This is a genomic window from Paenibacillus sp. JNUCC 34 (assembly GCF_058269055.1).
The window spans coordinates 917,149-942,496 of the sequence record NZ_CM177770.1; the positions used below are offsets into that span (position 1 = coordinate 917,149).

Below are 25,348 nucleotides of genomic sequence, written 5' to 3' on the forward strand. Positions count from 1 at the left end.
TCGTTATTCATAAGGGCCATTTAATATCGGAGGTGGGTAAATTATAAACTCCTCCAACCCGGCCTTTTCAAGCTGGGTGATGAGGTATTCATCTGGCGTACCCTCAACCCCGGCGTACCCACGACGTGTGTAAATATGGGAGGCATCTGGAAAAACGTCCCGCAGGAGTCCACGAATTTTTTTGCCTGAGCTGTCGTTATCCATAAACAGATACACTTCATGATCTTTTACACGCTTGTGCAGTGACTCCGACTTGGCGGTATTCAACGTTCCAAACGTACAAAGTATCGTAATGTCGGAAGTTAGCAATCGGCGTAGTCTGCTGCGGTCATTTTTGCCTTCAACGATAATGAAAATCGACATGTCAGTCACCTCTGTCATATTACGGCATACCCCATCGAAATTCCCCGGGAAATGTTACTGGTTTAATTTATGATTTCCGTACATTCAATATACAATGGACTAACTCTATCTGCCAAATATCAACAGGCTAACTTTTGTAAGCGTGAGTAAGAATAGAATCGAAAGCGGTTATGTAATGAAGTACACTGTGGGACCACAAAACCAAGCAGGCCACCTGAGCACTTCAAAATCTCGGGTGTCCTGCTTTTTCTGAGAGATCCCCTAGTTTCTAACTTGAAAACTAATTTAGGACAGGGAAGTCGTTCATGATGTTAAATGTTCGCCCCTGCCGGTAAATCGATAGAAGGTATCTGTTTCCGATGTGGGAGAAGCAGTAGGACGATCATCAGCATAATAAAGGCAATGAAGTACGGAGAAATTATGTCTCTAAACTGTCCTGCTGCAATAGGACCGACAAAAGAACCTATGGACATGGCAATGGATTGGTAGGAGAATACTCTGCCCAGTCTTCCACCACCGCTAAGTTCGATAAACAGGGAGGACAAGGCAGGGAAAAGAAGACCCTTTGCCGTGCCGAGCATGAACAGAATAGCAATCAGCGGAAGATGATTAGCTGCAGCCAAAGTATAGAAGCACAAGGCGAGTCCAAGGATGCCGATCGCCACTCTTTTACTTGGCCCATAATTGTTTAAAAAGAGCATACTTAGTGTGACCAAGGCTCCCAGACTGATGGAGGAGAAGAGAATCCCAGTAGACATAATGCTTGCCTGACCGTTAGCACGAAGTGGAATTTCGAAAAATAGAATCCCTTGCGAGCAAGCGATAGCAAAAGGGATCAGATACAGACGTAGATTGAAAGGGAGTGCTTTACTCGTTTCCGATTCCGATTTTTCGTTATTGTTTGTATTTGCAAGAGCAGAAGGCTTAGGAACAGTGAGAAGAGCCATGATACCTGTAAAGATCAGCACCCATCCCAGAGTTTGGAATGTACCAGAAAACCCGGTTTTAGCCACGATAAAAGCACCTGCGGCAGGTGATAGAACGGAAGCGAGTGTATGAACTACGCCGTGACCGGACATATACTTCCCTTGAATTACCTTATCCTGTGATAATGAGGCCAACAGGGCGAGGCATGCCGGTGATAAAAAGGCGAGTACAAATCCGCTGATGGAGCGGAGTGCAAGCAGCTGCCATGGCAGCTGTACATGAGCTTGCAGCAGCAGTATGATACCGGCTGCCGTCAAGCTAAAAATAATGTACCTCCGGCTGCCGTGTTTGTCGATCAATCCACCGGCAATCAGATTACCCGGTAGATGTGTTAAGGCATAGATACCCATCATCCACCCGATGAAGGTCGGGGCGGCACCGAGTGATATGGCAAACGGTGTGAGGACAGGATACTGGGCATGCAGATCAAAGAATGCCAGAAACAAAAACATGTACAACCAAATCGCTGTTTTCATAAAAGCACCTCCTACCCGCATTTAGACAGGTTATGTTCTACTTGTACGTTGAAGATGCCAAGCTTATACCTTAATTTGTATTTAAGGGGTCTTACTGACACTGAGGTGGGGAATCATGTATAATCTATAAGGACGGCTGCAGGCTGCCCAGTTGATGTAAAGTGATGGGAGTGAAACATGAATGGATACACAAGTATGGTTGGAATTTCTGAAGCAAAATTGGTTAGTAATCGTTATCGCTTTGATTGTGCTGTTTATTGTTATTAACCTGGTCAAGACGGTCATCAAATGGGCTTTGGTTATTTTGATAATCGGAGGACTACTCATTTACAGCGGGATATCCTTAGACCAAATCAGTGAAGTTGTGACTACAGTGAAGAATGAAACGGTAGACACCGTCAAAACAGAAGCTATGAACATGATGATGAAAGAAGCAAAGGAAGCCAAATATACATCAAACGGTGACGGGACATTTACGGTAGAGGCACCGAACCTAGAACTCAAAGGCAGTAGCGAATCAAAGGAAGTGGAAGTGAGCTTCCGTGGAGTGTCGGTTGGAACATGGGATATTAACGAAACGATTCAGGAATTTATAGGACAAGCGAAAAAAAATTGAAGCAGCTAAGAAGCTAGTCGATAGGAAGGAGGGGTTTCCATGTTTTCGGCATGGAGTGACAGCGTGCGGGAGGGTAATGGTATTACTATCCTGCTGCTGTTTATTGTAGCCTTTTCTTTAATACAGGGTTGGAGTCGGGGAGCTTCCCGTTCGGCAGGGAAGCTTGCTTTTTTTCTCGGTGACGCTCTTCTGCGTCTAATTAGTATAGGTATCTCAGTTCCATTTACACTATGGCTGTCACCCAAAGCTTCTGTATGGCTGAAATCACTGGGAAGCCAGATTCCTGAACGAGAGCTTAAGCTGTGGGAGCAGATCTATTATACCTTTGTCAAATCGATGGCTGATTTTCCACTGTTGCGATTTGCGGTTCTCTTTATGATCAGCTACTGTCTGTTTGTCTTTATACTTCGTTTGTTAGTGTCATTGACGATCGGCGGCAGTTTGGGGCTGTTCGGTCTAAAGAAAGACAAACCGTCTACGATTGTTAGCCGTCTGGCAGGAGCAGGAATCGGTGTCGTTATGGGAGTAGCTCGAGGGATTGTCGTCATTGCAATTCTGTTCATATGGGTTAGTCTTTATCCGGATCATTCGTTCAGCAGGTATGTTGAGTCATCACCTGTATACCAGGATGGTGCACAGGCGGTCATGGAACCATTGTCGGGTTCTCTGGTCAGGGACAAACTCCCTGTATTTACCCAATCGGTTCAGGAAGAGCTGAACGGCATTATGCAGCAGAAGTATGAGGTCATTGATCATTCGATTCCGGAAGGTATCGAACAAACGGCTGCACATGTTGTAAAAGGGGCTGCGACGGACGAGGAAAAGGCCCGCAAACTTTACGATTGGGTAGGAACCCGAGTATCGTACGATTATGACAAAGTAAAGGTCTATGAGGAGCAGCGGATTTGGCGTGAGCAAACGCCTCAGGATACTTACGATACCCGTTCAGGGGTATGCATCGATTACGCACGTCTGTACTCCATGATGGCCCGTTCCCAGGATATGAAGGTAAGAGTAGTTACAGGACGCGGCTACAACGGTCAAGGTGGCTACGGGCCCCATGCATGGAATGAGGTTTACCTTAGCGAGAAGCAGCAGTGGATACCATTGGATCCGACTTGGGCCCAAAGTGGAGATTGGTTTAATCCTCCCCGATTTAGCGAGACGCATATTAAAGAGCGGGTGTTCTAATGCCTACACTGCATAAAGTACAAAGTAGCCTTTCTTCTGAAAGGCTATTTTGTATTGCAGGGTTACCAATATGTTAAATTCTTGAAAGATGAACCGTGGTTAAGGTTTATGGTAAGATGAATTTATGTGAAAGAGAACAAAGGGGAGAAGCCTAAGGTGAGTTTTTTTAAGCCGGACAAACGAAAGCAGGATGAAGGAGATGCCGGAAGTCAGTTTAATCTAAGGATTAATTTGTTCTTTTTCAGTACGTTTATTATATTTTGTGTCATTATTGTCCGACTTGCTATTTTGCAATTTGTAGAGGGACCAGAGCTGACGGAACAGGAAACGGGTGGCCGAACCAAAAACTTTCCGTTACAGCCAATCCGGGGAAGTATTATTGATGCGTCGGGAACACCGATTGCTTTCTCTAAGCCCTCGAATGCGCTTTATGTTACGTTGCTGAAGAACTATAACAGTAAGACGGATAAGGGGAAGGAAAACCGTCCAGAAATCGAAGCATTTGCAGAGAAGATGTTCAAGGTGTTTGAGGAACATGGGGCTGCGGATGCAGAGAAGATGACGGTTGAAGATATTCTGGATAAATTGGATCTCGACTCGAAGAAACAGGGCGGATACGAGCCAAGAAGAATCAAAGGGGATCTTACGGATAAGGAAGTTGCTTATTTCATTGAAAATAAAGATGAATTTCCAGGTGTAGAGATCGTTGAAGAGAATGTCCGGTATTATGACACGGATACCGTGGCGGTACAGACCATAGGGTATTTGAAAGAGTTTAAAGGGGTTAAAACCATAGAGAAATATAAGGAGATTGATGAAGCGAACAAGGACCAGAAGGATCCGGGGCTGAAATATACGGAAACCGAGATGGTTGGCAAAGATGGAATGGAAATGATGTTCCAAGATGAACTCCGTGGTAAAAATGGTTATATGAGCATTCCGATCAATCCGCAAAATATGATTGACGGTACGCCGACACTTGTTGCGCCTGAGAAGGGTAACAACGTACACACTACAATTCATAAAGAGATTCAGATGAAAACAGAGCAGGCGATCGTGGATCAGCTGAAGTGGCTGCATACTGTACCGTTTTCGGGTAAACTCCATCCCAATGCCAAGACGGGGTACGCAGTGGCGATAGAAGTAGATACCGGCAACATTGTTTCCATGGCGAGCATTCCTGATTATGACCCAAATGTATGGAAGGATGGCACAGATGATTGGGATGCAGTTACTCCATTCATGGGGAATGGTACCATTAGCCCTTATAGCTCCGGTCGTTCTGCGAATAATTTGGAGTCTGTTCTTCTGCTCGGTTCCACGGTTAAGCCATTAAGCGTGCTGATCGGATTGAATGAAGGATTTTTCGGAGTGAATGATTATTATTATGACAAAGGATATGCGGAATTCGGTGGAGATAAGTCGAGAGTCCGTAACTCACAGTCGAGGGTTTTTGGATCCATTGATCCCGCGTTGGCACTTCAAAATTCCTCCAATGCCTTTATGATTGATATGGTAGGTAAGCAGCTGTTCAACAAATATGGTATAAAGGGCATAGACGTATGGGATAAATACATGAAGGATTTCGGTCTTGGTGTTTCTACGGAAGTTGGGTTGCCTGGTGAGTTCAAGGGTACGATTGAATACTACAATATCGAACAAGCGGGTAGTCCACTGGCCGCATTGGTATTTGCTTCATTTGGTCAATCCGGTAAATATTCCACGATGCAATTGGCGCAGTACGCCACCGCACTTGCTAATCGGGGAGAACGTATCAAACCTCAGCTGGTTAGTGAGATCAAGGATCAAGAAGGAAATGTTGTCAAAAAATTCGAGCGTGAAGTCCTGAATAAAGTGGATTTTCCTAATCAATATTGGGATGAAGTCATCAAAGGGATGAATACGCAAGGATTGCCTTCATTTGAAGGTTTTGGTTATGATTATGCACGTAAAACAGGTACGTCACAGCAGGATGTATACATTAACGGGAAGAGAGTCTCAACCGATAACGGTGTGTTCATAGGGTTCGCTCCAAGGGAAAACCCGAAACTTGCAGTAGCCGTTATCGTCCCGGAAGGCGGATTTGGTGCTTATAGTGCTGCGCCGATCGCTCGTAAAATCTTTGACGCATATGATGAGGTATATGGATTAGACGGCACACCGCATCCTAAGAAAGCAGAAACTGCGGATGAAGGTGCTGATGAGTCAGACACTGAAAGTACGGAATAATCCGCTCCCACGGATGGACAATATGAAAGGGCAGGCCGGGATCATATTATCCTGGTCTGCTTTTTTTTAAAGTTCGAGGTTGTCTGTCAAATCGAGCTTTGGGCTTCTTTTTTTATTTGTGGTAAAATGTCGTTATGTTTATACAAGAGAGAACAACTAAGGGGGATAAAGTCATGAATCATAAGTTCAAACTGCTGGCATTGGATATGGACGGCACACTGCTTCAGGATGATCATGAGGTTTCACCGGAAACAGTGAAATGGATTAAGGAGGCGGTTCGGCAAGGGGTTCATGTATGCTTGTCCACAGGCCGGGCATTTTCCAATGCATATCCTTATGCACAGCAGTTGGAGCTTACAACCCCGATGATTACCGTGAATGGCAGTGAGGTTTGGCGGGCTCCCTATGACTTGTATCGCCGTTCGCTGCTTGACGTTGAGCTTGTTCGCAAAATGCATGAACTCGCTGTTGAGACCGGCTCTTGGTTCTGGGCCTACACCGTAGATCAGCTATACAACCGGGACAACTGGGCCGGAGACATTGAGACTAAAGAATGGCTGAAATTCGGTTATCATACGGATGACGATGATGTACGACACAACATTCTTATGAGGCTTCAAGAAATGGATGGCCTAGAGATCACGAATTCATCGCCCTCTAACTTCGAGATTAATCCCAAGGGAATTAACAAGGCTGAAGGCATTAAGCAGGTGTGTGAGCTTCTTGGACTTGATATATCACAGGCGGTCGCTGTAGGTGACAGTCTGAACGATCTGGCAGCAATTCAACAGGCTGGCCTGGGCGTTGCTATGGGAAATGCACAGCAGACTCTCAAGGACGAAGCGGACGTTGTAGTAGCCAGTAACAATGATGACGGCATCGTCGAAGTGATCCGTGATTATATTTTGTGCGGGGAGTGATTTATAGGTGGATGTATTGGGTTGGATTATAGTTATCGCCCTGTTTCTGGTTGGTATGGCCGGGGCTATTTACCCGATCCTGCCTGGCGTGGTCGCCATTTATTTCGCACTGTTTGTTTACGGCTGGTTTTTTACGTTTGAGCATTACAATGCGTTATTCTGGATTATTCAGACCTTGATTCTGGTTATGCTGTTTGTTGCCGATTATGCGGTTAACGCTTGGGGTGTTAAAAAACTGGGCGGCTCAAAGGCATCCATCTGGGGAAGCACCATCGGTTTAATTATCGGTCCATTTATCATTCCAGCTTTTGGTCTTGTGATCGGTCCGTTTGTCGGAGCCTTTCTCGGGGAGATGCTGGCAGGTTCAGCACCGGGAAAATCGGTTAAGGTAGGACTCGGTTCGTTACTAGGCCTATTTAGCAGTATTGTGGTGAAGATCGTTTTACAGCTTGCTATGATTATTATTTTCTTTGTTTGGATTTTTTAGGGTGGAACTGCACTAGCAGGTGCCTTTTGGGAGAAAGAAGGGTAAGGACTTGTCAAAGAAAGATACATTCATCAGAGGTACGATCATACTGGCCGCAGCTGCATTAGTGGCTCGGGTATTGGGTCTGGCCCAGCGGGTACCGCTGGAGCACATGCTCAATGATGTAGGGAACGCATCCTTTACGATTGCAAACAATGTGTATTTAATGCTGCTGGCCTTGGCAACGGCTGGTATCCCGAGCACACTCAGCAAGATGGTATCCCAGCGCTATGCGCTGAACCAACCGGCCGAGGCCAAAAGGATTTATCAGGCAGCGCTTTTCTTTTCGGCTGGTGCCGGGGTTGTAATGACGCTGATGCTCTATTTCGTTGCGCCGTACTACGCCACTCATGTGGCGGAGGTACCGGAATCTGCTGCTGCAATTCAGGCTCTGGCGCCAGCGCTGCTACTCTTCCCGACTATTGCGATGATGCGGGGGTACTTCCAGGGTCGGAACTTTATGACACCTGGTGGGGTATCCCAGATCGTGGAACAGATCGCCAGGGTAGTTACCGGTATTGGTCTGGCTTATATTCTGCTCCGCCTCGGCTATGATGACAAATGGGTAGCGGCAGGAGCGTCCTTTGGTGGTGTGCTCGGAAGTATTGCTGCTTTTGGCGTCATGATCTTTTTTGCCATGAAGCTGCGCCGTCAGGATCGGAAGTTGAATCTGCCACGAGCGGATAGATCCATTCCTCTTGGGGGTATTTATAAAGCTATTTTTACTTTATCCATTCCGATTGTGCTGTCGTCACTTGCGGTTCCAGCGATCAACTTCATAGACGGTTCCATTGTCAAGCCATTGCTGACCGGAGAAATCGGTGCCGATGAGGCAACGGCGGCTCTAGCGATATTAGGGACGAGGGCGCAAAGTATCGCGGGAATTCCACCAATCCTTGCGATTGCACTGAGTCAATCCTTAATACCGATTATCTCTGCTGCTTATGCCAGAAAAGATCAGGATCATCTGCAACGTCAAGTTACACTCGCTTTAAAGATATCGATTCTGACGGGAATGCCTATTGTACTTGCTCTCGTTTCTGCATCTTATTCCGTAAATGGTTTACTTTTCAGCTCATTGAACGGCAGTGGGATTATCGCCATGCTGACCTTCGGTACGATATTCCAAATCACGATGATGACTTCAGGCTCCATCCTGCTTGGAATCGGGAAAGCCAAAGTTTCAATGGTTCACGTGATGATCGGTATAGTTATCAAGCTGGGTACAAGTGTTCTGCTCGCTCCGTTGTTTGGGATTTATGGAATCATTGGCGCGACGTCTCTATGTTTCCTCGTAATTACGATGCTTAACTTGCGTTCAATTAAAGCCATTGTCCCGTTCTCTATTCTGGGCTCTCGTTGGACAGGCTTTATCATTACAGCTCTGGCTGCTGTAGGTATAGGTTATGGAGTAAACCAGCTGGGGATCCAAATGGTCGACTTTATGCCTGCCCGGCTTGCTTTCTTTATCACATGTTTGTTGGTCGGAGCGGTCGTTGTGGTTGTTTATCTGGTCTTACTTATCGTCTTTGGTGTACTGCGGCAGTCGGAGCTTTCGAGCTATCCTCGTCTACTGCAAAAGTTATTCCGTCCTCTCATGCGCCTTCAGCCCTCACGGCTTCGGGAACGTGGTTAGAAGGGGATTTACAGCAATAAAAAACGGTTCTCCGATGCGGAGAACCGTTTTTTGTTTAAGATACGCGGACAATAAACATATGTTCATTAAGGAGCTGCGTATATCGCGGATTTTTGGTGCTATCTAACGAAAGGAGTTAGTCTTGGAGAACTTACCCTTTACACTATCAGCACTTGTTGTCATCCTAATTATTAAGAGTTTATAAAGGTTCCGGGAGCTTTATATGTTCAGACTATAATAGATATTGAAAGAGGGATATAGCTATGAAACAGAGAGCAGCGGTGCTGCTGGTGGAGGATGACAGGGAGATTGCAAGGGTTGTTTGTGATCATTTGCGTAAGGAGGAATACCGTGTAACCTGGGCATCAACAGGCAAGGAAGGCTGGGAAGATTTTAAGCTGGGGCATTATGACTTAGTGCTGGTTGATCTTATGCTTCCTGAAGTGGATGGGTTCACACTTTGTCGGAGCATTAGAAAAGAATCGGAAGTGCCAATGCTAATTATCAGTGCCAGGATTGAGGATGAAAGTAAGATTCGCGGTCTTGATCTCGGCGCAGATGATTATGTGACGAAACCTTTCAGCCTGGAGGAATTAAGTGCACGGATCGGATCTCATTTAAGGCGGTACCGGCGGTATCAAAACCAGCAGGATACGGAGAAGGCGGTCAGCTATGCTCATGGTCTGAGCATTGATTTTTCCAGTAAAAGCGTCTATCTGAACAAAGAGCTTCTGATGCTGACATCGAAAGAGTGGGAATTGCTGTGCCTCATGGCCAAGAACCCTTTCGAGATTTTTTCCAAATCGGCTCTGTATGAGCATGTTTGGCAGCAGGAGGATGTGAATGGGAATAATACGGTCACAGTCCATATTAAAAGTTTAAGAACAAAATTAAAGGATGATACCCGTTCATCTTCCTTTATTCAGACTGTCTGGGGCGTCGGCTACCGCTTTATTGGAGAGGTTCTATGAAAATCAGAAATTGGCTGATGATAAGCTATATTATAGTTATGCTGTTGCCGATTATAGCTTTGTATCTTTTTTATATCACTGTGAGCAGTTATGACCAAAAGCGAGACATGCGCGAATATATGGAGTTTACTAAGTCACTATCTGAACTTGAGCCTGTTTTGGAAAATCCGGTTTATTACAAAATACAGCCGCAGAAGCATTATAGGAAAGTGGACAATCAGGCAGATGAGTCGATGAGAATTACACTGTATCGTTATGATGGCATTCTGCTCTATACATCCTTGCAAGAGCCGTTAGTAAGCAGGCTTACTAAGCTGGATAAGAATCAGTTGTACAAAAATGTAAACCATCTCCAGAAAAATCTGCGTACATATTCTGTAAAAAAGCCTGTGACTGGCAGTGAAGGTGAATTAGTCGGGTTTTATGAGGTGACCATCAGCAGGGATGAATGGCTGAGGGGTGTGCAGGACCGCACGATTTTAATTTTTGGCGGACTGTTTATCTTTATGATCATTGTCTTCTTAACAGTTGTATATTTGCTGAACCGGAAGCTGAATCGGCCGTTGCAGTCGCTGCAACGACAAATGACCGCTTTTGCGGACGGCAGGAAAGTCTTATCCTCAAACCCTCCCTCCAACGATGAAATTGGGGAGCTGCAGACTCATTTTTATAGAATGAAAAAACAGATCGAAAAGTCGCAGCAGGAAGTTGTTCAACAGCAAAAAGAAAAAGAGTTTATTATTGCCGCTCTATCGCATGATCTGAAGACGCCTTTGACTGTCATCCAGGCTTATTCGGAAGCACTACAGAGCAACCGGCAGCTGTCTGAAAAAGAAAAGAAAGAATATCAGACTATTTTATTTGAAAAATTGGCATATATGAAGCAATTGATTGATGATTTGACGCTTTATGCTACTTTGCAAGCCTCACACCACCAAACAGAGCTGGTTGAAGTGGAAGGAGAGGAATTCTTTGATATGCTTCTTTCCGGCTACGAAGAACCTTGCTCGAAGAAAGGGATAAAGCTCAGTATCGATCAAAAAATCACCGGTACTTACAGAGTAAATGTTAAGCAGATGGTTCGGCTTGCTGATAATCTGGTGGCCAATGCCATTCGCCATACAGATACGGGAAAAGAGATTCTGCTTGCTGCACTTTCGTCAGATGAGCATTTATCACAAGAAGTTTTCCCATTATTTAAAGAGGAACTGGATGAATGGCGAAAAGGCGGAACCATACTATTGATTCAAAATGAAGGAAACAGCATACCGGATCCTATGCAGGAAAAAATATTTCTCCCTTTTGTCCAAGGAGACGGATCGAGAGGGCAAGGCGGAAGCTCGGGGCTAGGGCTGAGCATAGCCAAAATGCTAATCGAGAGACATGAAGGAAAAATAAAATTGTGGTCCAGCGCTGGATACGGAACCATTGCGGCATGCTGGATAAAAGAAAGGTAGGAGAAGAGAGTTGAAGTTAAGAAATCTGTTAATCGTACCTGTTGCAGCTATATTTTTGATATCAGGATGTGCCGGGAATATCACCGCTTCTTCGGAGGAGATTATGTCTTATGTATTGGAGACGGATAATAAGCTGGAAACTTATATAGGCGAAGGAGAATATAAGATATTTACGAATGATGAGTTGACTGAGGATGTGTCCTTCAAGGAGTATGCCGGAAGTGATGGAAAAAGAAAGACTGTTTTAGTTGACAAAATGCGTGATAAGAAGTCTTACACACTAAATGAAGGCAAACAGGTGCTAATTTATGAAGAAGGAAGTAACCAGGCTCAATCGATTGACCTTGCAGGCATAGATTTGCCAAGCAGCCTGACGCAAAAAGAGCAGCTGACCAGGATGCTCGAAAACCTGGAGGACACCCATACGTATGAAGTGGTGGGAGAGGAAAAACTACTTGGTAAGAATACTTATCATTTAAAGGTAAAAGCCAAGTCGAAGGATTCATTTTTAGGTGACATGGAGTTTTGGGTTGATCAAAAAACATGGTTTGTGGTTAAGTCAAATTCCATCTCAGGCGATATCCGTTCTGAAGTGATTTACACATTACTAGATGACTCACCAAGTTTTGATAGTAATACCTTTACGCTTGACCTGCCTGAAGATGTAGAAATCAAAGCATTGAATACGGAATACCCAACCCATTCAGGAACGTTGGCGGAGGCTGCTGAAGCACTAGGCCATTCTTTCCTAGTATTCCAGGATTCCGAAGAGAAGATAGATAAAGTGGAATGGAACATCTATGAAGGCGAGCTGAAAAGAACAGAAATAACCGTTTATTATACCGTGCAAGACATCCCTTCATCGACACTGAGCATTTTTGAAATCCCTAAAGGAGAGGGGGCTAAGAATAAAGGAAATGTGACGGTACGAGGCATGAAGGGTGAATATATGGAAGACTTACGTATACTTACCTGGGACGAAGGGAAATTACGCTATTCCATTATGATTGACCATCCGGATATTACCAAGGAAGAAATAATCAAAAAAGTAGATAAAATGGTGCTTACCAGCGGAAGAGAAAACTAAAGAAAAAGATAGAACTGCATCATGTGGGGTGAGCACGTAGCGCCTTACAACAGGCAAAGAAGGGTGTCCCAGGTCAATTGATCTTTTGGTACACCCCCTTTCTTGAAGTAGTCTTGTTATGTTTTTTATGTCACTTCATTGATTGAATACGTCATGAATTCAAGTGCCCGCTCAGATCATGAGTAAATGCCATTCTCTCCAGCGCTGTGCGGTGGGCATGGGTCATATCAACCAGAAAAGGTCGGACAGGTTTACTTAGATGACGAAGCATGGTAGGTTCCTGAAACCAATCAAACCGGGGAATAGGCTCATATTCCGTATCATGCCACACATCTTCAAGGAGCGGGCTGTATAGCTGATGGCCGTCTGTCAGCCACTCTGATTGAAGGAGTTCTTTACTTTCTACAAGCGAGTCCATGGCTTTATTGCACTGTGTTGTGAATAGGGCCGGCCAGTATTCCGAGCGTGAGCCCAAATGCGGTGAGCAGTGGACATATTTGAGTACACCACGGTAAATATCCTCATATCCAAACAGCATGGCATATAGCGATTTCCCGGCTTTAATTCGGCTTGATGAATCGTCAAAATGATTCATGATCAATCCGACTAAAGGCCGAAGAGGCAGGATGGATTCTTTAAAAAAATCATGTCTGCAACAGGTATCACCCAATGGAAAAATGATTTGATTCAACCGCACAAGCTCATGCAACCGGAAAGATGGGGCCTCTAATACATTTTTTCGGAAATATGGATGACTGACGACGCGTCCTTCTATATAATTTTGCTCATTGATGATCAAGGCGACTGTCAGCAGGCTGCTGTTCCGATCGATCCAAAACCGCTCCCAAAATGGAGTCATGAATGCCGAAACGTGAAAATAAGGGAGAAGATGAAAGTAGCTTTGTTCCTTCTGTTTACTGAATTTATAGAGTAAAAGTTGCGGATAGGCGTCTTGGAATATCAAGGCATTACAACGTTCGAGAAACCGGTACAGATGGTTCTTGAATCGGTTGTCAGTTAAATCGGACATGAGACCGCTCTTCAGATCGGACATATTCCACCCGGCATTTCTGGAGACCATGTGGGCAAGAAGAGCCCAATGAACCTCTGGATAGTCCTCGTAAAATTCGAGATAAGCCCGGGTACGTGTAATATTGCTTTTATTGGCTTCAATAACAGCCTCATGAATACGCTGGATGAGAAGATGATCTTGTGCCGGAAGCTGACTCAGGTTATTTTCGGCCGTTGAGTCCCTGGGCAAGGGATCGAACCTCATCGTTTGACCAGCACGTTCCCGCTGACAGCCTTCAGCAGTTTTATCCAGCAAACATGTGATACTTCTGGCGGCGCCTTCATTCCAGGCTAAGTCCTTAGGGCAGCGCCGAAGCTCACTGGACGCAATCCAAGCGGCGGTTAAACCGCCAAATGCCTCAGCAACAGCTCGAGGGACGGAAAACAGCAGTGACCAGATGGACTGGCGACCGGTCTTGAAACCTTGGGAATGGCTCATAAGGCACCTTCTTTCCTGAATGTCAGTGAACTTATTGTCAGTATGGCTTTAAAATTTGACTTCCACTCAACATTTTGCTTCACTTAGGGAGAACAAATTCAGACGGAAAGGGGAGATTCCCATGGAAAAGATTACATCAGAAGCTGAATTTCAGGTATCAATTCAGTCTCCGAAATTGACGATTGCAGTATTTAAAGCTGATTGGTGCGTTGATTGTAAATTTATTGATCCATTTATGCCGGAAGTAGAGAGTAAATATTCCGACCGGCTAACACTGGTAGAAGTTGACGTTGAAGCCGTTGGTGACGTAAGCCAGCAGCAAAACATCATGGGCATCCCGAGCTTCGTAGCCTACACAGATGGTCGTGAGCTAGTCCGGTTTGTAAATAAGCTGCGCAAGTCACGGGAAGAAATTGAAACTTTCCTAGATCGCGCTTTAGAGGTATACGGAACAATCCACAAGTAATTACATCACACCGCCGACCGTTTATACGGGCGACGGTGTTTTGTTTTTGAACATTTTGTAACAAACAGTCTATGATCGAAGCTAGTGTATCAGTTATAATATATGTTGGACTTGCATTTAGTGGTTGTGAGAGACAGTAAGCAATGTTGGATTAATCATTATTATGAATACGGTAGCAGGTGGAAATCGTGAATAATAAACAATTAAAATGGCTCAGTTACTTGACATGTCTAGTCATGTTTCTCGCAACCTTTGGCGGTATGGTCGTGACCAAAACCGGTTCGGGCATGGGGTGCGGACAGGAGTGGCCTTTGTGTAACGGCAAGTTTGTTCCCGCTTACACACTGTCGTCCATGATAGAGTACTCCCACCGTGCTGTCAGTGGAATGGCCGGCTTGTCGGCTCTTGCTTCCTTGATTGCGTTCTGGAAGTTTAAGCGCGAGAGTCGTGAACTCGTTACATATGCGGTCCTGACCTCCATATTCGTCATTCTTCAAGCAATTATGGGTGCAATGGCTGTCATGAAGCCGCAATCCGCAGCTGTAATGGCGCTGCATTTCGGATTCTCCCTTGTTGCGTTCGCAAGCTCTGTCATGCTTGCATTAAGTATGCGTAGAATTGAGCAGGCCAAAGAACCTGGTAGGCTCGAACAGCAACCTCGGGTGAGCAAGTCATTCCGTAATCTGGTCTGGGCTACAACGATATATTCCTATATCGTCGTGTACATCGGTGCGTTTGTCAGTCACACCGATTCGAGGGAAGGGTGTTCGGGGTGGCCGCTGTGCAACGGCGAGATTATACCGGAACTGTCCGGTGGAGTAGGTATTGCATTTATGCATAGAGTTGCAGCTGCACTTCTGCTTATCGTGGTCGCGACCATGGGGCATTTTGCATTTTGGCGCAACCGGGATAACCGTGAAATTCAAATGCTTGGAGTCGCCGCGGTGATGCTCTGTTTACTGCAAGTTCTGAGCGGTCCATTGCTGATGGCAACGATGCATAATGAAGAACTGTATATTTTTGCAGCTTTGGGGCATACACTGCTTATTTCTGCATTGTTTGGAGTTTTATGTTATTTAAGTGTGAGGGCATGGCAGTTAAGCAAGCTTGAAGCACCACTTGGTGAAGAGCCAATCCCTTTCAACAAAAGTGTATAAATCGTTGATTTATTATAAATCATTTCAACAAAGTCCACGGGCAAGCTGTTCAAAGTTTCAGAACTTGACTCCTAGGGGGTAACGCCATGCTTCGAATTTTGCTCGGGGAACCGCCCCGAAAAAATGAGGGTCTGCTTAAAGACGCCATTGAAACGATGCTAAAGACAACCCAGCTTTTACAAAGAGAGATAGAGAAAAATCAGGATCCAACGCATGACTTTCGTAAGCTTGAGATATGGACCCGTGGCTTGCTTGGATCATTGGATGAGCTGGAGCAGAGTTGGTTCGCCGCATGCCATTTCCGTAAATCGATAAAGGCTGGATATGTTGATGACATGTCGATTCAGGAACAAGAGGAGTATGCACGTTACGTGTATTTTTATAAGAATGGATTTATCCGGGTGTTCTCGGTTCTTGATAAACTCGGGACTGTGCTGAATGAATTGTATGATCTTCATACGTCCAAGGTTAAGGTTCATTTTTCATATTTCACTGTGCTTCGCCAGTTCAGGTATTTAAAATATCATGATGAATTGGCGGACAAGCTGGAAGGTATTAAGAACCACTATAAGCCATTCCTAAGTGTGCTTCGCAAACGGCGCAATGCGGAAATTCATTACATGAACTCTGAGATGCAGGATGATCTGTGGCAGCGGCACCAAGGACTACACGATAAGGTAGAGCTGGAAGATATGGATAAGCATCTGGACGATTTGAAGCAAGGACTTGATATGGTATGCAAAACGCTGGCCGCTTCATATCATTACACAAACGATCTCTGGGCGAAAAAAGGCGTTAGTTCCTGAGCATATGAACCTATAAATTCCTTTTGACAAACGTGTGAAAAGAAACTATACTAACAATTGCATTCCTTGATCTGTTTTTTAGTGTAAGTCAATGTATAATTTCATATCGATGTTTTCTTATCGAGAGAGGCGGAGGGACAGGCCCGATGAAGCCCAGCAACCGATTCCAGTGCACAGCCAACATGGCTGAAGCGCAAGGAATGTCATGGTGCTAATTCCTTCAAAACTGCGGACAACGACAGTTTTGACAGATGAGAAAAGGCATTCGTCTTTACGTAAAGAGAGCCCTTTTTGATTCTGCAAAGAGAGGGCTCTTTTATTTTTCGATAAAAGATGAGAAGAATTAAGAATAGGAGGAACCGGGATTGATCGAACTTAAGAGATTGACGAAGCAGTACGGAAAAGCCGGAACGTTGACCACAGCCTTGTCCGAATTGAATCTGTCGATTGAAAAAGGTGAAATATTCGGAGTGATCGGACATTCTGGTGCCGGCAAAAGCACGCTGATACGCTGTATTAACTTGTTGGAACGCCCAACCTCCGGTGAGGTATGGGTTAACGGGGTCAACCTGACGGCTCTTGGCAATAAGCAGCTTCAAGGAGAGCGTCGCAAGATCGGGATGATTTTTCAGCATTTTAATCTGCTCTCTTCAGCAACGGTATTTGATAATATTGCGTTTCCATTGCGTTTAATAAAGACACCCAAGGCAGAGATTGAACGGAAAGTGAATGAACTGCTGGTTCTGGTCGGGCTGGAGGCTCATCGGAACAAATTCCCTTCGCAGTTATCCGGGGGACAGAAACAAAGAGTTGGTATTGCAAGGGCGCTGGCAAGTGATCCGGAGGTGCTGCTCTGTGATGAAGCAACCTCTGCACTGGACCCGCAAACTACGGATTCCATTCTCAGATTGCTATTGGACATTAACCAGCACTTTAATCTAACGATTGTTCTCATTACTCATGAGATGCATGTGATCCAGAATATTTGTGACCGGGTTGCCGTAATTCATCAGGGTGGCATTGTAGAACAGGGGCCTGTAACGGAAGTGTTCCTGAAGCCGAAGCATGAAGTGACAAGAGAGTTTATCCGAAATGAAACGGATAGCGGAGAAGCATTGAGGCTCGCTATTCATGCTCCTCATACCGAGTCATCTCGCGCAGCAAAAATCACTTTTTTGGGTTCCAAAACATACGAATCCACTCTTTCTCATACGGTGCGCGAAACCGGGGTAGCTTTTGCGATTTTGCAAGGTACCATTTCTACGATCAAGCATACGCCATATGGTCAGTTGATCGTCCGGTTTGAAGGGGATATGCCGGCTATTGATCTGACCATACAGAAGCTGCAGGAACAAGGACTTGACGTGGAGGTGATGGACTGATGTTCGGACTTGATTTTTCCGAGGTGAACTGGGAAGAGATCATCACGGCAACACTGGATACTCTCCGAATGCTGGCTTCCTCGGCTGTGTTTACGTTTCTGATCGGTCTACCACTCGGCATACTGCTATACATGGCGGCACGCTCAACATCTGGATGGGTTCGTTTCGGATATTCCATCCTATCATTTATCGTCAATGTTCTTCGTTCCGTACCATTTATTATTCTGATTGTAGCCATGATACCGATTACGAAATCGGTTGTCGGTGTATCTTATGGGGTTCTCGGAACGATTCCGCCGCTCGTCGTTGGAGCGGCTCCGTTCTTCGCACGACTTGTGGAAACCTCACTGAATGAGGTGGATAAAGGTGTGATCGAAGCGGCACATGCGATGGGTTCATCCACACGTCAGGTCATCTGGCGGGTGTTGCTTCCCGAAGCGCGTCCAGGCCTGCTTGCGGCGATGACAATTACGATCGTTACGCTTGTTTCCTACACGGCGATGTCAGGACAGGTAGGCGGCGGTGGTCTAGGTGACCTGGCTATTAAATATGGTTACCACCGGTATGAAACCGAAGTTATGATTGTGGCTGTCGTCTTGATGGTACTGCTCGTACAGCTGCTGCAGATGGCAGGCGATCGTCTGGTGCGGCATTTTACAAGAAAATAAAGAAATAATCTAATGATATGGCAGATAGCAAGACAAGATATATATAATTTTAATTCATGATTTGGAGGGAGAATAAGATGAAGAAAAAGTTGTTATTGGGATTTCTCAGTCTGTCACTGGTAGTGGTATTAGTAGCTTGCGGGGATAAGTCCGCAGATAATGGCGGCAAGGAAGGTCTGACGATTAAAGTTGGTGCATCACCTGAGCCGCATTCCAAGATACTGGAGCATATTAAGCCGGCACTTGAGAAAGAAGGCGTCAAGCTTGAAATTGTGGAGTTTACGGATTATGTGCTTCCAAACCAGCAGGTAGATCAAAAACAAATTGATGCTAACTTCTTCCAGCATAAGCCTTACCTGGACAGTGAAGTGAATAAACGTGGTATGGATCTTGAGTCCGTAGTGGCTGTTCATGTTGAACCTTTGGGTGCTTACTCCAAAAAGATCAAGTCTGTAGACGAACTGAAGGATGGCGCTGTGATTGCGATTCCGAACGATCCTTCCAATGGCGGACGTGCACTTACGCTGTTGGCCAAAAATGGTCTGATCAAGCTGCAGGATGAGAATAAGCTGGAATCCACAGCGAAAGACATTACAGAAAATCCTAAAAATCTGCAGATCCAAGAAGTAGAAGCGGCTATGCTGCCACGTATGCTGGACGAGATGGACATGGCGATCATTAACACGAACTATGCTCTCGAAGCAGATCTTGATCCTACGAAGGATGCTCTCTTCATCGAGGAGAAGGATAATCCTTATGCGAACATTCTTGTAGCGCGCTCGGACAATAAAGATTCCGAAGGTATTAAGAAACTGGCAGAAGCACTGACCTCCGATGATGTGAAGAAATTTATCGAAGAAAATTATAAAGGGGCAGTTATCCCTGCTTTCTAAGTAAAAGCGAGATATGCTCCAAACGCAGGCCATCCATTCTTGGGTGGCCTGCTTTAATTTTTATATATAAGATTTCATATTGCATGTTAAGGGCAATCAGGTGAAATAACGGAATAATATAGCAATGTATGAGACATAACATATGGTGTATTATATTTTTCCATCAGGAGGTACTGAAATGAACCCTGTCTCTAACAAGTCCCAGGTCTCAATTTTAGGCATCGGAACTGCTTTGCCGAGCCATTCTTTTTCACAGTCCGTTGTAGCCGAGCTTTTGACTTCTTCTTTGCATGACCAACCGGACTTGGCCCGATTTGCCAGGAGGATTTTCAAATCCTGTGGGGTGGAGACTCGTTATACATGTGAACCGAACTATATAGGTCCAATTGAAGAATGCCGATATTTACCTTCCGGTGATCGAGCAGGCATTCCTACGACTGAAGAACGCATGAATACATATAGAAAGGAAGCATTGCCTTTAGGAATAAAGGCTGCGGAAAAAGCAATAAAGGACGCCAATATCCAGCCTAGGGATATTACCCATCTCATCTCGGTTAGCTGTACCGGCCAATATGTCCCAGGTCTTGATGTTATGCTAATAAGACATTTAGGGCTTTCTTCACGTGTTAACCGTCTCCCGCTGATCTTTCAGGGTTGTGCAGCTGGATTAAAAGCCATTCAAATGGCTAGGGATATCGTACAAAGTGCCCCAGGCTCACAAGTTCTTGTCGTATGCGTTGAGCTGTGTACTTTGCATTTTCAGCCTGCGAAGGAGAGAGAGGCATTATTTGCGGCTTCATTTTTTGGAGATGGGGCTTCGTCGTGTGTAATTGGCCATGCAGAGCAGCATCATACTCATTATTTGCAGCTAGGAACAGGATACTCGGTTCTACTGCCTGATTCTACGGAAGATATGACATGGGAAGTTGGGAATGCCGGGTTTGATCTGTATCTCTCCCCGCGAATACCGAAGCTGTTAGGGTCACATCTTGTACCAGAAATGGAGTTATTGCTTGCAGGGGATGATTTACCAGAACTTTGGGCTATTCATCCTGGAGGTCGTGGAATTGTCGATTCTGTACAAAATGTGCTGAACTTGCGTGATGATCAGACCAAATTCAGCAGGGATATTCTTAGAAATGCAGGGAATTTGTCCTCTGTAACGATTATGTTTGTTCTGAGTGCCATGCGCAGTGAGCTCCAATCCGTGGACAGCACGTCCAAAGAAGGAGTGGCGTTGGCCTTTGGGCCGGGTTTGACGGCAGAACTTATGCGATTCAGGTATATCCCATCTTATGACTCTTTAGTTACGGAACATGAGCATGCCTATCTTTAGAAATCTAACGAAAAGGGCACAGGAAGACGAATTAATGGATGATTTTTCGACCGGAGGCGAAGAGCTGATTGAGGCGCTCAAACATTTAAGACGTCTGAACAAAATATTTGCTGCACCTGGGCCGACGAGATACGGGATCGAGAAACTGTGGAATGACATAGGAAGACCTGAATCGCTAAGCATCTTGGATGTGGGTGCAGGTTCGGGAGATGTCAATCACAAGCTGCTTCAATGGGCGGACGATAAAGGAATACAACTCAGGATCACGTTGGTTGATCTGACGGAAGAAGCGTGCGAGGAAGCCAGATCACTTTTTCAAAATGAACCGCGTATTCAGGTAAAGCAGGGGGATATTCGGGAAATGCCGGAGGCATTTGCTGATATTGTAACCGGTTCGCAATTTGTTCATCATTTTACTGGTGAAGAATTGATAGATATCGTATCTCATATGTTGAGAGCTTCCCGGTATGGAGTTGTAATTAATGATATTCACCGTCATGCGGTTTCTTATACCGCCGTATGGCTCACTACCCGCATCATATCTCGTAATCGTTATATTCGGCATGATGGTCCATTGTCTGTTGCCAAAGGATTTACCGGGGCGGATTGGAAAGACCTGAAGAGAAAATTAAATCATGAATCGATGACCTACACTTGGAAGCCATTGTTTCGTTATGCCGTCGTGATACCTCATAAGCAAATATGATGAGGATGATTTCTTGAACAACCTCTAAAAGGAAGGTGCTGTCCATGGATAAGCAAGTGGATGTCATAGTAATTGGAGCCGGGATTGCAGGCAGCAGTACAGCGGTGCAGCTTGCAGAGCGGGGACATGACACACTATTGCTGGATCGCCAGCCGTTTCCAAGGCATAAAACATGCGGTGAATTTATGTCCCCGGAAACTCAAGAAATGCTGGAATTTCTGGGTGTTGATCTGCTGCAGCATCAGGTGAAGCCGAGCACGATGAATAAGGCACGCATCTTTATGCCTCACGGTGGTGAAATAGAGGCACCGCTTCCTGGGAGTGCTTGGGGAATAAGTCGGTATGAGCTCGATCGTCTGCTTCATCAGAAAGCGTTATCTGTTGGTGCTGGAATTATAACCAAAACAACCGTTACTGGTATTGACCAGCTGGATAACAACCGGTACAAGGTTGAAACAAGGCAAGGGAATGACAACATTTGCTATTATGCTAAAGCTGTCATTGGCGCATACGGAACCCGCAAACCCAAGTGTGTTGCGAATACAGATGACGCACATCGGGATGAAACCATATATGTTGGGCTAAAATCGCATTACACCGGGATTAAAGCAGAGTCACAGGTTGAGCTTTATTTTTGTGAAGGTGGTTACACAGGAATCTCTCCTATACAAAATGGAATGGTTAATGTGGCGGCTTTACTTACACTCGATATCGTTCAGTCGAACGGTAAATCCGTACAGGATATATTGCAAGCAGCCTCCCGTACCAATCCGAGGCTGGCTTCAAGATTGGAGCAGGCTGTACCCGTCCAAGGAACTCAGGTATCGATCGCGCCCGTCAGACTGTCTGACATACCTGAGCCTTGGTCCACATTTCCACATGTGGGGGATGCTCTGTTAATGATCCCTCCTCTATGCGGAGACGGAATGTCCATAGCACTACGATCCTCGATGCTGTGTTCAAATCTGACGGATCGGTATTTACGGGATGAGATAACGTACAACGAATGGAAAATCCAGTATATTAAGGAAGCCAACGAAGAGTTTACGAAGCTGCTCAGGAGAGCACGTACCATTCAGAAGTTAGCTTTTGCGAAGACAAATCGTTTATATCCGGGGATGGCGCGCATGTTTCCGGGCTTGGCATCTTATGTGGTGAAGGCTACACGATTATCAGAGGCAGGATTATTCCAGTGATCTCGTTCTGTAATTCCGTAATAACGGAAATACAGCTCTTTCTAGTGTGAAAAAAGCGTCAAGTTGTGGGGAGGAAGCAAATATTTTATACTGAGAGAAGAGAATCACGACCGGAGGAGGGAATGCCTTGAAGGGGAAAGTGGCGCTGATTACCGGAAGTGCGACGGGATTGGGAAAAATGACCGCCTTAACACTAGCACGGCAGGGCTGCGATATTGCGCTGAACTTCGTTAACAGTAAAGAGCAGGCATACACTCTTAAGAAAGAGATCGAAGGGATGGGTGTTCGGGCAATTGCGGTGAAAGCGGACATCGCTGTGGAAGAGGAATTGTACAGTCTTGTAGATCAGACTGAGGAACAGCTCGGACAAGTCGATATTCTGGTGAACAATGCGGGTCCGTTTATTCGGGAACGACGTCTGTTTTCACAATATGATCGTAATGAAATCGTACATCTGATTAATGGCAACCTGACTGGCGTTATGCTGCTGGATCATCGTGTCCTGCCCTCCATGAGAGAAAAGAAATGGGGGCGTATTATTCATTTTGGATTCGGTCATGCGGGTGAAGCAAGATCCTGGCCGCACCGTTCTGTTTACGCAGCTGCCAAAGTGGGACTTGTATCCTTCACCAAGACATTGGCTGTAGAAGAGGCCCCTTACGGTATTACGGTAAATATGGTCTGTCCCGGAGATATCCGGGGAGCCAACAAAGAGAAGACGATCGATGAGGTGTTCGGCATAACGGATGAGTTTACTCCTCGTGGACGTTCCGGAAGCGGTGAAGACATCGCCCGGGTCATCGAGTATCTCTGTATGGAGAAATCGGATTTCATCACAGGCAATATTATGGATATATCCGGCGGGCTGGATCCCATTCGCCCCCGCATCATCCCTGAGTAAATCAACAGAATAACAATAGACATTTATATATTACCTAAAAAAAGAGTCTTGGTTCATGAGAACCAGGACTCTTTCGTTCAAATATAAGAAAGTATAAGATTTCATTTATACTTGGCTTATATTTCTCGCAGAAACTCCGTCGTCCTTCTAAAAGGACAACGGAGTCGTTCTACTTGTATATAGTTTTTAAAACACTTGTACTACTTCTTGGATGCCTTCAACTTCTTCAACCAGGGCACGTTCAATCCCGGCCTTTAAGGTTATGGTGGAGCTTGGGCAGCTGCCGCATGCACCTACAAGTTTCAGTTTAACAATGCCGTCTTCAACGTCGACCAATTCCACGTCACCGCCGTCGCGCTGCAGGAACGGACGAAGCTTATCGAGCACTTCAGCCACTTCATCATATGTTGTGCTTTGTGCGTTTTCGCTCATCTTGTTCAACTCCTTTCCTCCCTATATTATAGTACATAAACCGGCAAATTAAAATGCCAATCTAAAGGCAGGTAAATCATGATGCGACCCATTGTTGAGTTCTGTGCTGGGAATGCACATTTCGGTACAGATAAAGCTCTAAAACCGCTCGAGGAACGACCGGATTGCGAGGTCATCGAGTACGGCTGCCTTACAAACTGTGGACAATGCTATCTGGCACCATTCGCTTTTGTGAATGACGAAATCGTGGAAGCTGCTACAGCCGAAGAGCTGTATTTAGTGATCCTCCGAAAAATAAAGGAAATCGAGCAACTGTGATCTTAACCATCAGAAATGGCGCTTGGACTTCCAGAGCACACCACTTTTTAGCAGTCTAGGCACACGTCCCATAACGGAGGTACTGCCCATCAAACCAAAGCCGGCCCGCTTGCCGAGTGAACCGAGGGTTCCCTTTAGTTTAAGCGGGTGTACCTTCGGTGTGTCGTCTCTCCACAGAGCCTTCAGTACATGTCCAATCTGCTCAGCCTGAGCTCCTGCAGCTTGTGCGCTTGGCACAAACGGAAGACTGGCGCAGTCGCCGATGACATATACTTCCGGATGGGAAGGCACTTGATACAGATCATTAAGTAAAATCCGTCCACTACGGTCTTTTGGCAGATCTAGATTTTGTATGACAGAAACAGGTTGAATACCGGCGGTCCAGACGGTTATATCCGTAGGTATTGGTTGATCTACATTGTAGACCACATCCTTTTCTACTCTGGAAACGGAAACCCCGCTATGAATTTCTACATTGTTTTCTGCAAACCAGCGCTGAATGTAGGCGGATAGACGGTTTGGAAAGGAAGAGAGTACACGAACACCCCGGTCAAGAATAGCTATGTTAAGGTCAGGCCGGCTTTCTCGCAAATCAGAAGCAAGCTCAATACCGCTCAGGCCCCCTCCGACAATATGAACCTGGCCATACGGTTTAAGGTTATTTAAACGTATATAGGTTTCACGTGCCCCGGAAAAAGATTGCAGACTGGATGTAAATTCCTCAGCTCCCGGCACACCGTGATACTGATCTGTACAGCCCAAGGCGATAGCCAGCTGATCGTACTCAATAGGATCATCATTGAATAAATGCACCAGTTTTGATTCCAGATCGACCGAGGTAACTTCCCCGTAATGAATGCTCAGCTTATCGTATTCTGGGAATTTTACTCGCAGCTCTGTATCTGCAACGGTACCTGCGGCCAAAGCGTAGTATTCCGTTTTGAGGCCCTGATAAGGCATACGATCAATGAGCACCACTTCCAGATCGTGAGGAAGATAACTACTGAACAATTCCTGAATTAAGGCAAGACCACCGTAGCCTCCGCCGAGAATGACGAGCTTTTTCATATATGTCTTCCTTTCTGAAGAGATAAGAAAAGCAGAGCCCTTTATATTAT

Annotated in this window: 25 protein-coding genes and 1 riboswitch; of the genes, 20 read left to right on the top strand and 5 right to left on the bottom strand. The window is 45.5% G+C overall.

Going from position 1 to position 25,348, the window contains the following annotated elements:
• Positions 1-3: 3 nt before the first annotated feature.
• Both AC2TF5_RS04170 and AC2TF5_RS04175 read right to left on the bottom strand, forming a co-directional pair.
• A complete protein-coding gene (locus AC2TF5_RS04170; protein ID WP_491302803.1) occupies positions 4-363 on the bottom strand; it encodes a toprim domain-containing protein in 360 nt (119 codons plus the stop codon).
• Between the two features lie 311 nt (positions 364-674).
• The gene (locus tag AC2TF5_RS04175) at positions 675-1,826 is read right to left on the bottom strand and encodes an MFS transporter (RefSeq protein WP_491300982.1); all 1,152 of its coding nucleotides are present in this window, start codon (positions 1,824-1,826) and stop codon (positions 675-677) included.
• Between the two features lie 181 nt (positions 1,827-2,007).
• Here AC2TF5_RS04175 and AC2TF5_RS04180 point away from each other — a divergent pair, with 181 nt between their 5' ends.
• From AC2TF5_RS04180 to AC2TF5_RS04220, 9 genes are all read left to right on the top strand, one after another.
• On the top strand, positions 2,008-2,442 hold the full coding sequence (locus AC2TF5_RS04180; RefSeq protein WP_491300983.1) for a hypothetical protein: 435 nt from the start codon (positions 2,008-2,010) through the stop codon (positions 2,440-2,442).
• 39 nt (positions 2,443-2,481) lie between these two features.
• Positions 2,482-3,633 carry a transglutaminase domain-containing protein gene (locus AC2TF5_RS04185; protein ID WP_491300984.1) on the top strand — a complete coding sequence of 384 codons (1,152 nt, stop codon included), beginning with the start codon at positions 2,482-2,484 and terminating at the stop codon, positions 3,631-3,633.
• Between the two features lie 156 nt (positions 3,634-3,789).
• Positions 3,790-5,862, top strand: a complete 2,073-nt coding sequence (locus AC2TF5_RS04190) for a peptidoglycan D,D-transpeptidase FtsI family protein (protein ID WP_491300985.1) — start codon at positions 3,790-3,792, stop codon at positions 5,860-5,862.
• A gap of 173 nt (positions 5,863-6,035) precedes the next feature.
• A complete protein-coding gene (locus AC2TF5_RS04195) occupies positions 6,036-6,782 on the top strand; it encodes a Cof-type HAD-IIB family hydrolase (RefSeq protein WP_241930699.1) in 747 nt (248 codons plus the stop codon).
• Between the two features lie 7 nt (positions 6,783-6,789).
• Positions 6,790-7,269 (top strand): DUF456 domain-containing protein, encoded by a 480-nt coding sequence (locus AC2TF5_RS04200; RefSeq protein ID WP_491300986.1) that lies wholly within the window; start codon positions 6,790-6,792, stop codon positions 7,267-7,269.
• A 49-nt stretch (positions 7,270-7,318) separates the two neighbouring features.
• Entirely contained in the window at positions 7,319-8,944 is a 1,626-nt protein-coding gene (locus AC2TF5_RS04205; protein ID WP_491300987.1) for a putative polysaccharide biosynthesis protein, read from the top strand.
• 263 nt (positions 8,945-9,207) lie between these two features.
• Positions 9,208-9,915: a response regulator transcription factor gene (locus tag AC2TF5_RS04210; RefSeq protein ID WP_491300988.1), complete on the top strand. Its 708-nt coding sequence runs from the start codon at positions 9,208-9,210 to the stop codon at positions 9,913-9,915.
• A complete protein-coding gene (locus AC2TF5_RS04215) occupies positions 9,912-11,372 on the top strand; it encodes a HAMP domain-containing sensor histidine kinase (RefSeq protein ID WP_491300989.1) in 1,461 nt (486 codons plus the stop codon). Before AC2TF5_RS04210 ends, AC2TF5_RS04215 begins: the two co-directional genes overlap by 4 nt.
• A gap of 10 nt (positions 11,373-11,382) precedes the next feature.
• On the top strand, positions 11,383-12,459 hold the full coding sequence (locus AC2TF5_RS04220; RefSeq protein WP_491300990.1) for a LolA family protein: 1,077 nt from the start codon (positions 11,383-11,385) through the stop codon (positions 12,457-12,459).
• Between the two features lie 151 nt (positions 12,460-12,610).
• Here AC2TF5_RS04220 and AC2TF5_RS04225 read toward each other — a convergent pair whose 3' ends face one another.
• On the bottom strand, positions 12,611-13,969 hold the full coding sequence (locus AC2TF5_RS04225) for a DUF2515 family protein (protein ID WP_491300991.1): 1,359 nt from the start codon (positions 13,967-13,969) through the stop codon (positions 12,611-12,613).
• Between the two features lie 121 nt (positions 13,970-14,090).
• Between AC2TF5_RS04225 and AC2TF5_RS04230 the strand changes: the two genes are divergently transcribed.
• The 10 genes from AC2TF5_RS04230 to AC2TF5_RS04275 all read left to right on the top strand — a co-directional run bounded on the left by AC2TF5_RS04230 (position 14,091) and on the right by AC2TF5_RS04275 (position 23,480).
• Complete coding sequence (locus tag AC2TF5_RS04230) at positions 14,091-14,435, top strand: thioredoxin family protein (RefSeq protein WP_491300992.1); 345 nt, start codon at positions 14,091-14,093, stop codon at positions 14,433-14,435.
• Positions 14,436-14,623: 188 nt separating this feature from the next.
• On the top strand, positions 14,624-15,592 hold the full coding sequence (locus AC2TF5_RS04235) for a COX15/CtaA family protein (RefSeq protein WP_491300993.1): 969 nt from the start codon (positions 14,624-14,626) through the stop codon (positions 15,590-15,592).
• A gap of 86 nt (positions 15,593-15,678) precedes the next feature.
• Positions 15,679-16,398: a Cthe_2314 family HEPN domain-containing protein gene (locus AC2TF5_RS04240; RefSeq protein WP_491300994.1), complete on the top strand. Its 720-nt coding sequence runs from the start codon at positions 15,679-15,681 to the stop codon at positions 16,396-16,398.
• Positions 16,399-16,512: 114 nt separating this feature from the next.
• Positions 16,513-16,656: riboswitch (SAM riboswitch) on the top strand.
• Positions 16,657-16,763: 107 nt separating this feature from the next.
• Positions 16,764-17,780 carry a methionine ABC transporter ATP-binding protein gene (locus AC2TF5_RS04245; protein ID WP_491300995.1) on the top strand — a complete coding sequence of 339 codons (1,017 nt, stop codon included), beginning with the start codon at positions 16,764-16,766 and terminating at the stop codon, positions 17,778-17,780.
• A complete protein-coding gene (locus AC2TF5_RS04250; RefSeq protein WP_491300996.1) occupies positions 17,780-18,448 on the top strand; it encodes a methionine ABC transporter permease in 669 nt (222 codons plus the stop codon). Before AC2TF5_RS04245 ends, AC2TF5_RS04250 begins: the two co-directional genes overlap by 1 nt.
• 77 nt (positions 18,449-18,525) lie before the next feature.
• Positions 18,526-19,341 carry a MetQ/NlpA family ABC transporter substrate-binding protein gene (locus AC2TF5_RS04255; RefSeq protein WP_491300997.1) on the top strand — a complete coding sequence of 272 codons (816 nt, stop codon included), beginning with the start codon at positions 18,526-18,528 and terminating at the stop codon, positions 19,339-19,341.
• A 178-nt stretch (positions 19,342-19,519) separates the two neighbouring features.
• Positions 19,520-20,677 (top strand): type III polyketide synthase, encoded by a 1,158-nt coding sequence (locus AC2TF5_RS04260; protein WP_491300998.1) that lies wholly within the window; start codon positions 19,520-19,522, stop codon positions 20,675-20,677.
• Positions 20,664-21,383: a methyltransferase domain-containing protein gene (locus AC2TF5_RS04265; RefSeq protein ID WP_491300999.1), complete on the top strand. Its 720-nt coding sequence runs from the start codon at positions 20,664-20,666 to the stop codon at positions 21,381-21,383. Before AC2TF5_RS04260 ends, AC2TF5_RS04265 begins: the two co-directional genes overlap by 14 nt.
• A gap of 44 nt (positions 21,384-21,427) precedes the next feature.
• Positions 21,428-22,579: an NAD(P)/FAD-dependent oxidoreductase gene (locus tag AC2TF5_RS04270; protein ID WP_491301000.1), complete on the top strand. Its 1,152-nt coding sequence runs from the start codon at positions 21,428-21,430 to the stop codon at positions 22,577-22,579.
• Positions 22,580-22,706: 127 nt separating this feature from the next.
• On the top strand, positions 22,707-23,480 hold the full coding sequence (locus AC2TF5_RS04275) for an SDR family oxidoreductase (RefSeq protein WP_491301001.1): 774 nt from the start codon (positions 22,707-22,709) through the stop codon (positions 23,478-23,480).
• A 186-nt stretch (positions 23,481-23,666) separates the two neighbouring features.
• Here AC2TF5_RS04275 and AC2TF5_RS04280 read toward each other — a convergent pair whose 3' ends face one another.
• On the bottom strand, positions 23,667-23,912 hold the full coding sequence (locus AC2TF5_RS04280; protein ID WP_208917847.1) for a NifU family protein: 246 nt from the start codon (positions 23,910-23,912) through the stop codon (positions 23,667-23,669).
• A gap of 78 nt (positions 23,913-23,990) precedes the next feature.
• Between AC2TF5_RS04280 and AC2TF5_RS04285 the strand changes: the two genes are divergently transcribed.
• Positions 23,991-24,230 (top strand): YuzB family protein, encoded by a 240-nt coding sequence (locus AC2TF5_RS04285; RefSeq protein WP_491301002.1) that lies wholly within the window; start codon positions 23,991-23,993, stop codon positions 24,228-24,230.
• 9 nt (positions 24,231-24,239) lie between these two features.
• Here the strand turns inward: AC2TF5_RS04285 and AC2TF5_RS04290 are convergent, their stop codons facing one another.
• The gene (locus AC2TF5_RS04290) at positions 24,240-25,298 is read right to left on the bottom strand and encodes an NAD(P)/FAD-dependent oxidoreductase (RefSeq protein WP_491301003.1); all 1,059 of its coding nucleotides are present in this window, start codon (positions 25,296-25,298) and stop codon (positions 24,240-24,242) included.
• Positions 25,299-25,348 lie beyond the last annotated feature (50 nt).

Coding starts and splice junctions, on each gene's coding strand:
- AC2TF5_RS04170 (WP_491302803.1), bottom strand. CDS start 363: ATGTCGATTTTCATTATCGTTGAAGGCAAAAATGACCGCAGCAGACTA.
- AC2TF5_RS04175 (WP_491300982.1), bottom strand. CDS start 1,826: ATGAAAACAGCGATTTGGTTGTACATGTTTTTGTTTCTGGCATTCTTT.
- AC2TF5_RS04180 (WP_491300983.1), top strand. CDS start 2,008: ATGGATACACAAGTATGGTTGGAATTTCTGAAGCAAAATTGGTTAGTA.
- AC2TF5_RS04185 (WP_491300984.1), top strand. CDS start 2,482: ATGTTTTCGGCATGGAGTGACAGCGTGCGGGAGGGTAATGGTATTACT.
- AC2TF5_RS04195 (WP_241930699.1), top strand. CDS start 6,036: ATGAATCATAAGTTCAAACTGCTGGCATTGGATATGGACGGCACACTG.
- AC2TF5_RS04210 (WP_491300988.1), top strand. CDS start 9,208: ATGAAACAGAGAGCAGCGGTGCTGCTGGTGGAGGATGACAGGGAGATT.
- AC2TF5_RS04215 (WP_491300989.1), top strand. CDS start 9,912: ATGAAAATCAGAAATTGGCTGATGATAAGCTATATTATAGTTATGCTG.
- AC2TF5_RS04225 (WP_491300991.1), bottom strand. CDS start 13,969: ATGAGCCATTCCCAAGGTTTCAAGACCGGTCGCCAGTCCATCTGGTCA.
- AC2TF5_RS04230 (WP_491300992.1), top strand. CDS start 14,091: ATGGAAAAGATTACATCAGAAGCTGAATTTCAGGTATCAATTCAGTCT.
- AC2TF5_RS04240 (WP_491300994.1), top strand. CDS start 15,679: ATGCTTCGAATTTTGCTCGGGGAACCGCCCCGAAAAAATGAGGGTCTG.
- AC2TF5_RS04250 (WP_491300996.1), top strand. CDS start 17,780: ATGTTCGGACTTGATTTTTCCGAGGTGAACTGGGAAGAGATCATCACG.
- AC2TF5_RS04255 (WP_491300997.1), top strand. CDS start 18,526: ATGAAGAAAAAGTTGTTATTGGGATTTCTCAGTCTGTCACTGGTAGTG.
- AC2TF5_RS04260 (WP_491300998.1), top strand. CDS start 19,520: ATGAACCCTGTCTCTAACAAGTCCCAGGTCTCAATTTTAGGCATCGGA.
- AC2TF5_RS04265 (WP_491300999.1), top strand. CDS start 20,664: ATGCCTATCTTTAGAAATCTAACGAAAAGGGCACAGGAAGACGAATTA.
- AC2TF5_RS04270 (WP_491301000.1), top strand. CDS start 21,428: ATGGATAAGCAAGTGGATGTCATAGTAATTGGAGCCGGGATTGCAGGC.
- AC2TF5_RS04280 (WP_208917847.1), bottom strand. CDS start 23,912: ATGAGCGAAAACGCACAAAGCACAACATATGATGAAGTGGCTGAAGTG.
- AC2TF5_RS04285 (WP_491301002.1), top strand. CDS start 23,991: ATGATGCGACCCATTGTTGAGTTCTGTGCTGGGAATGCACATTTCGGT.
- AC2TF5_RS04290 (WP_491301003.1), bottom strand. CDS start 25,298: ATGAAAAAGCTCGTCATTCTCGGCGGAGGCTACGGTGGTCTTGCCTTA.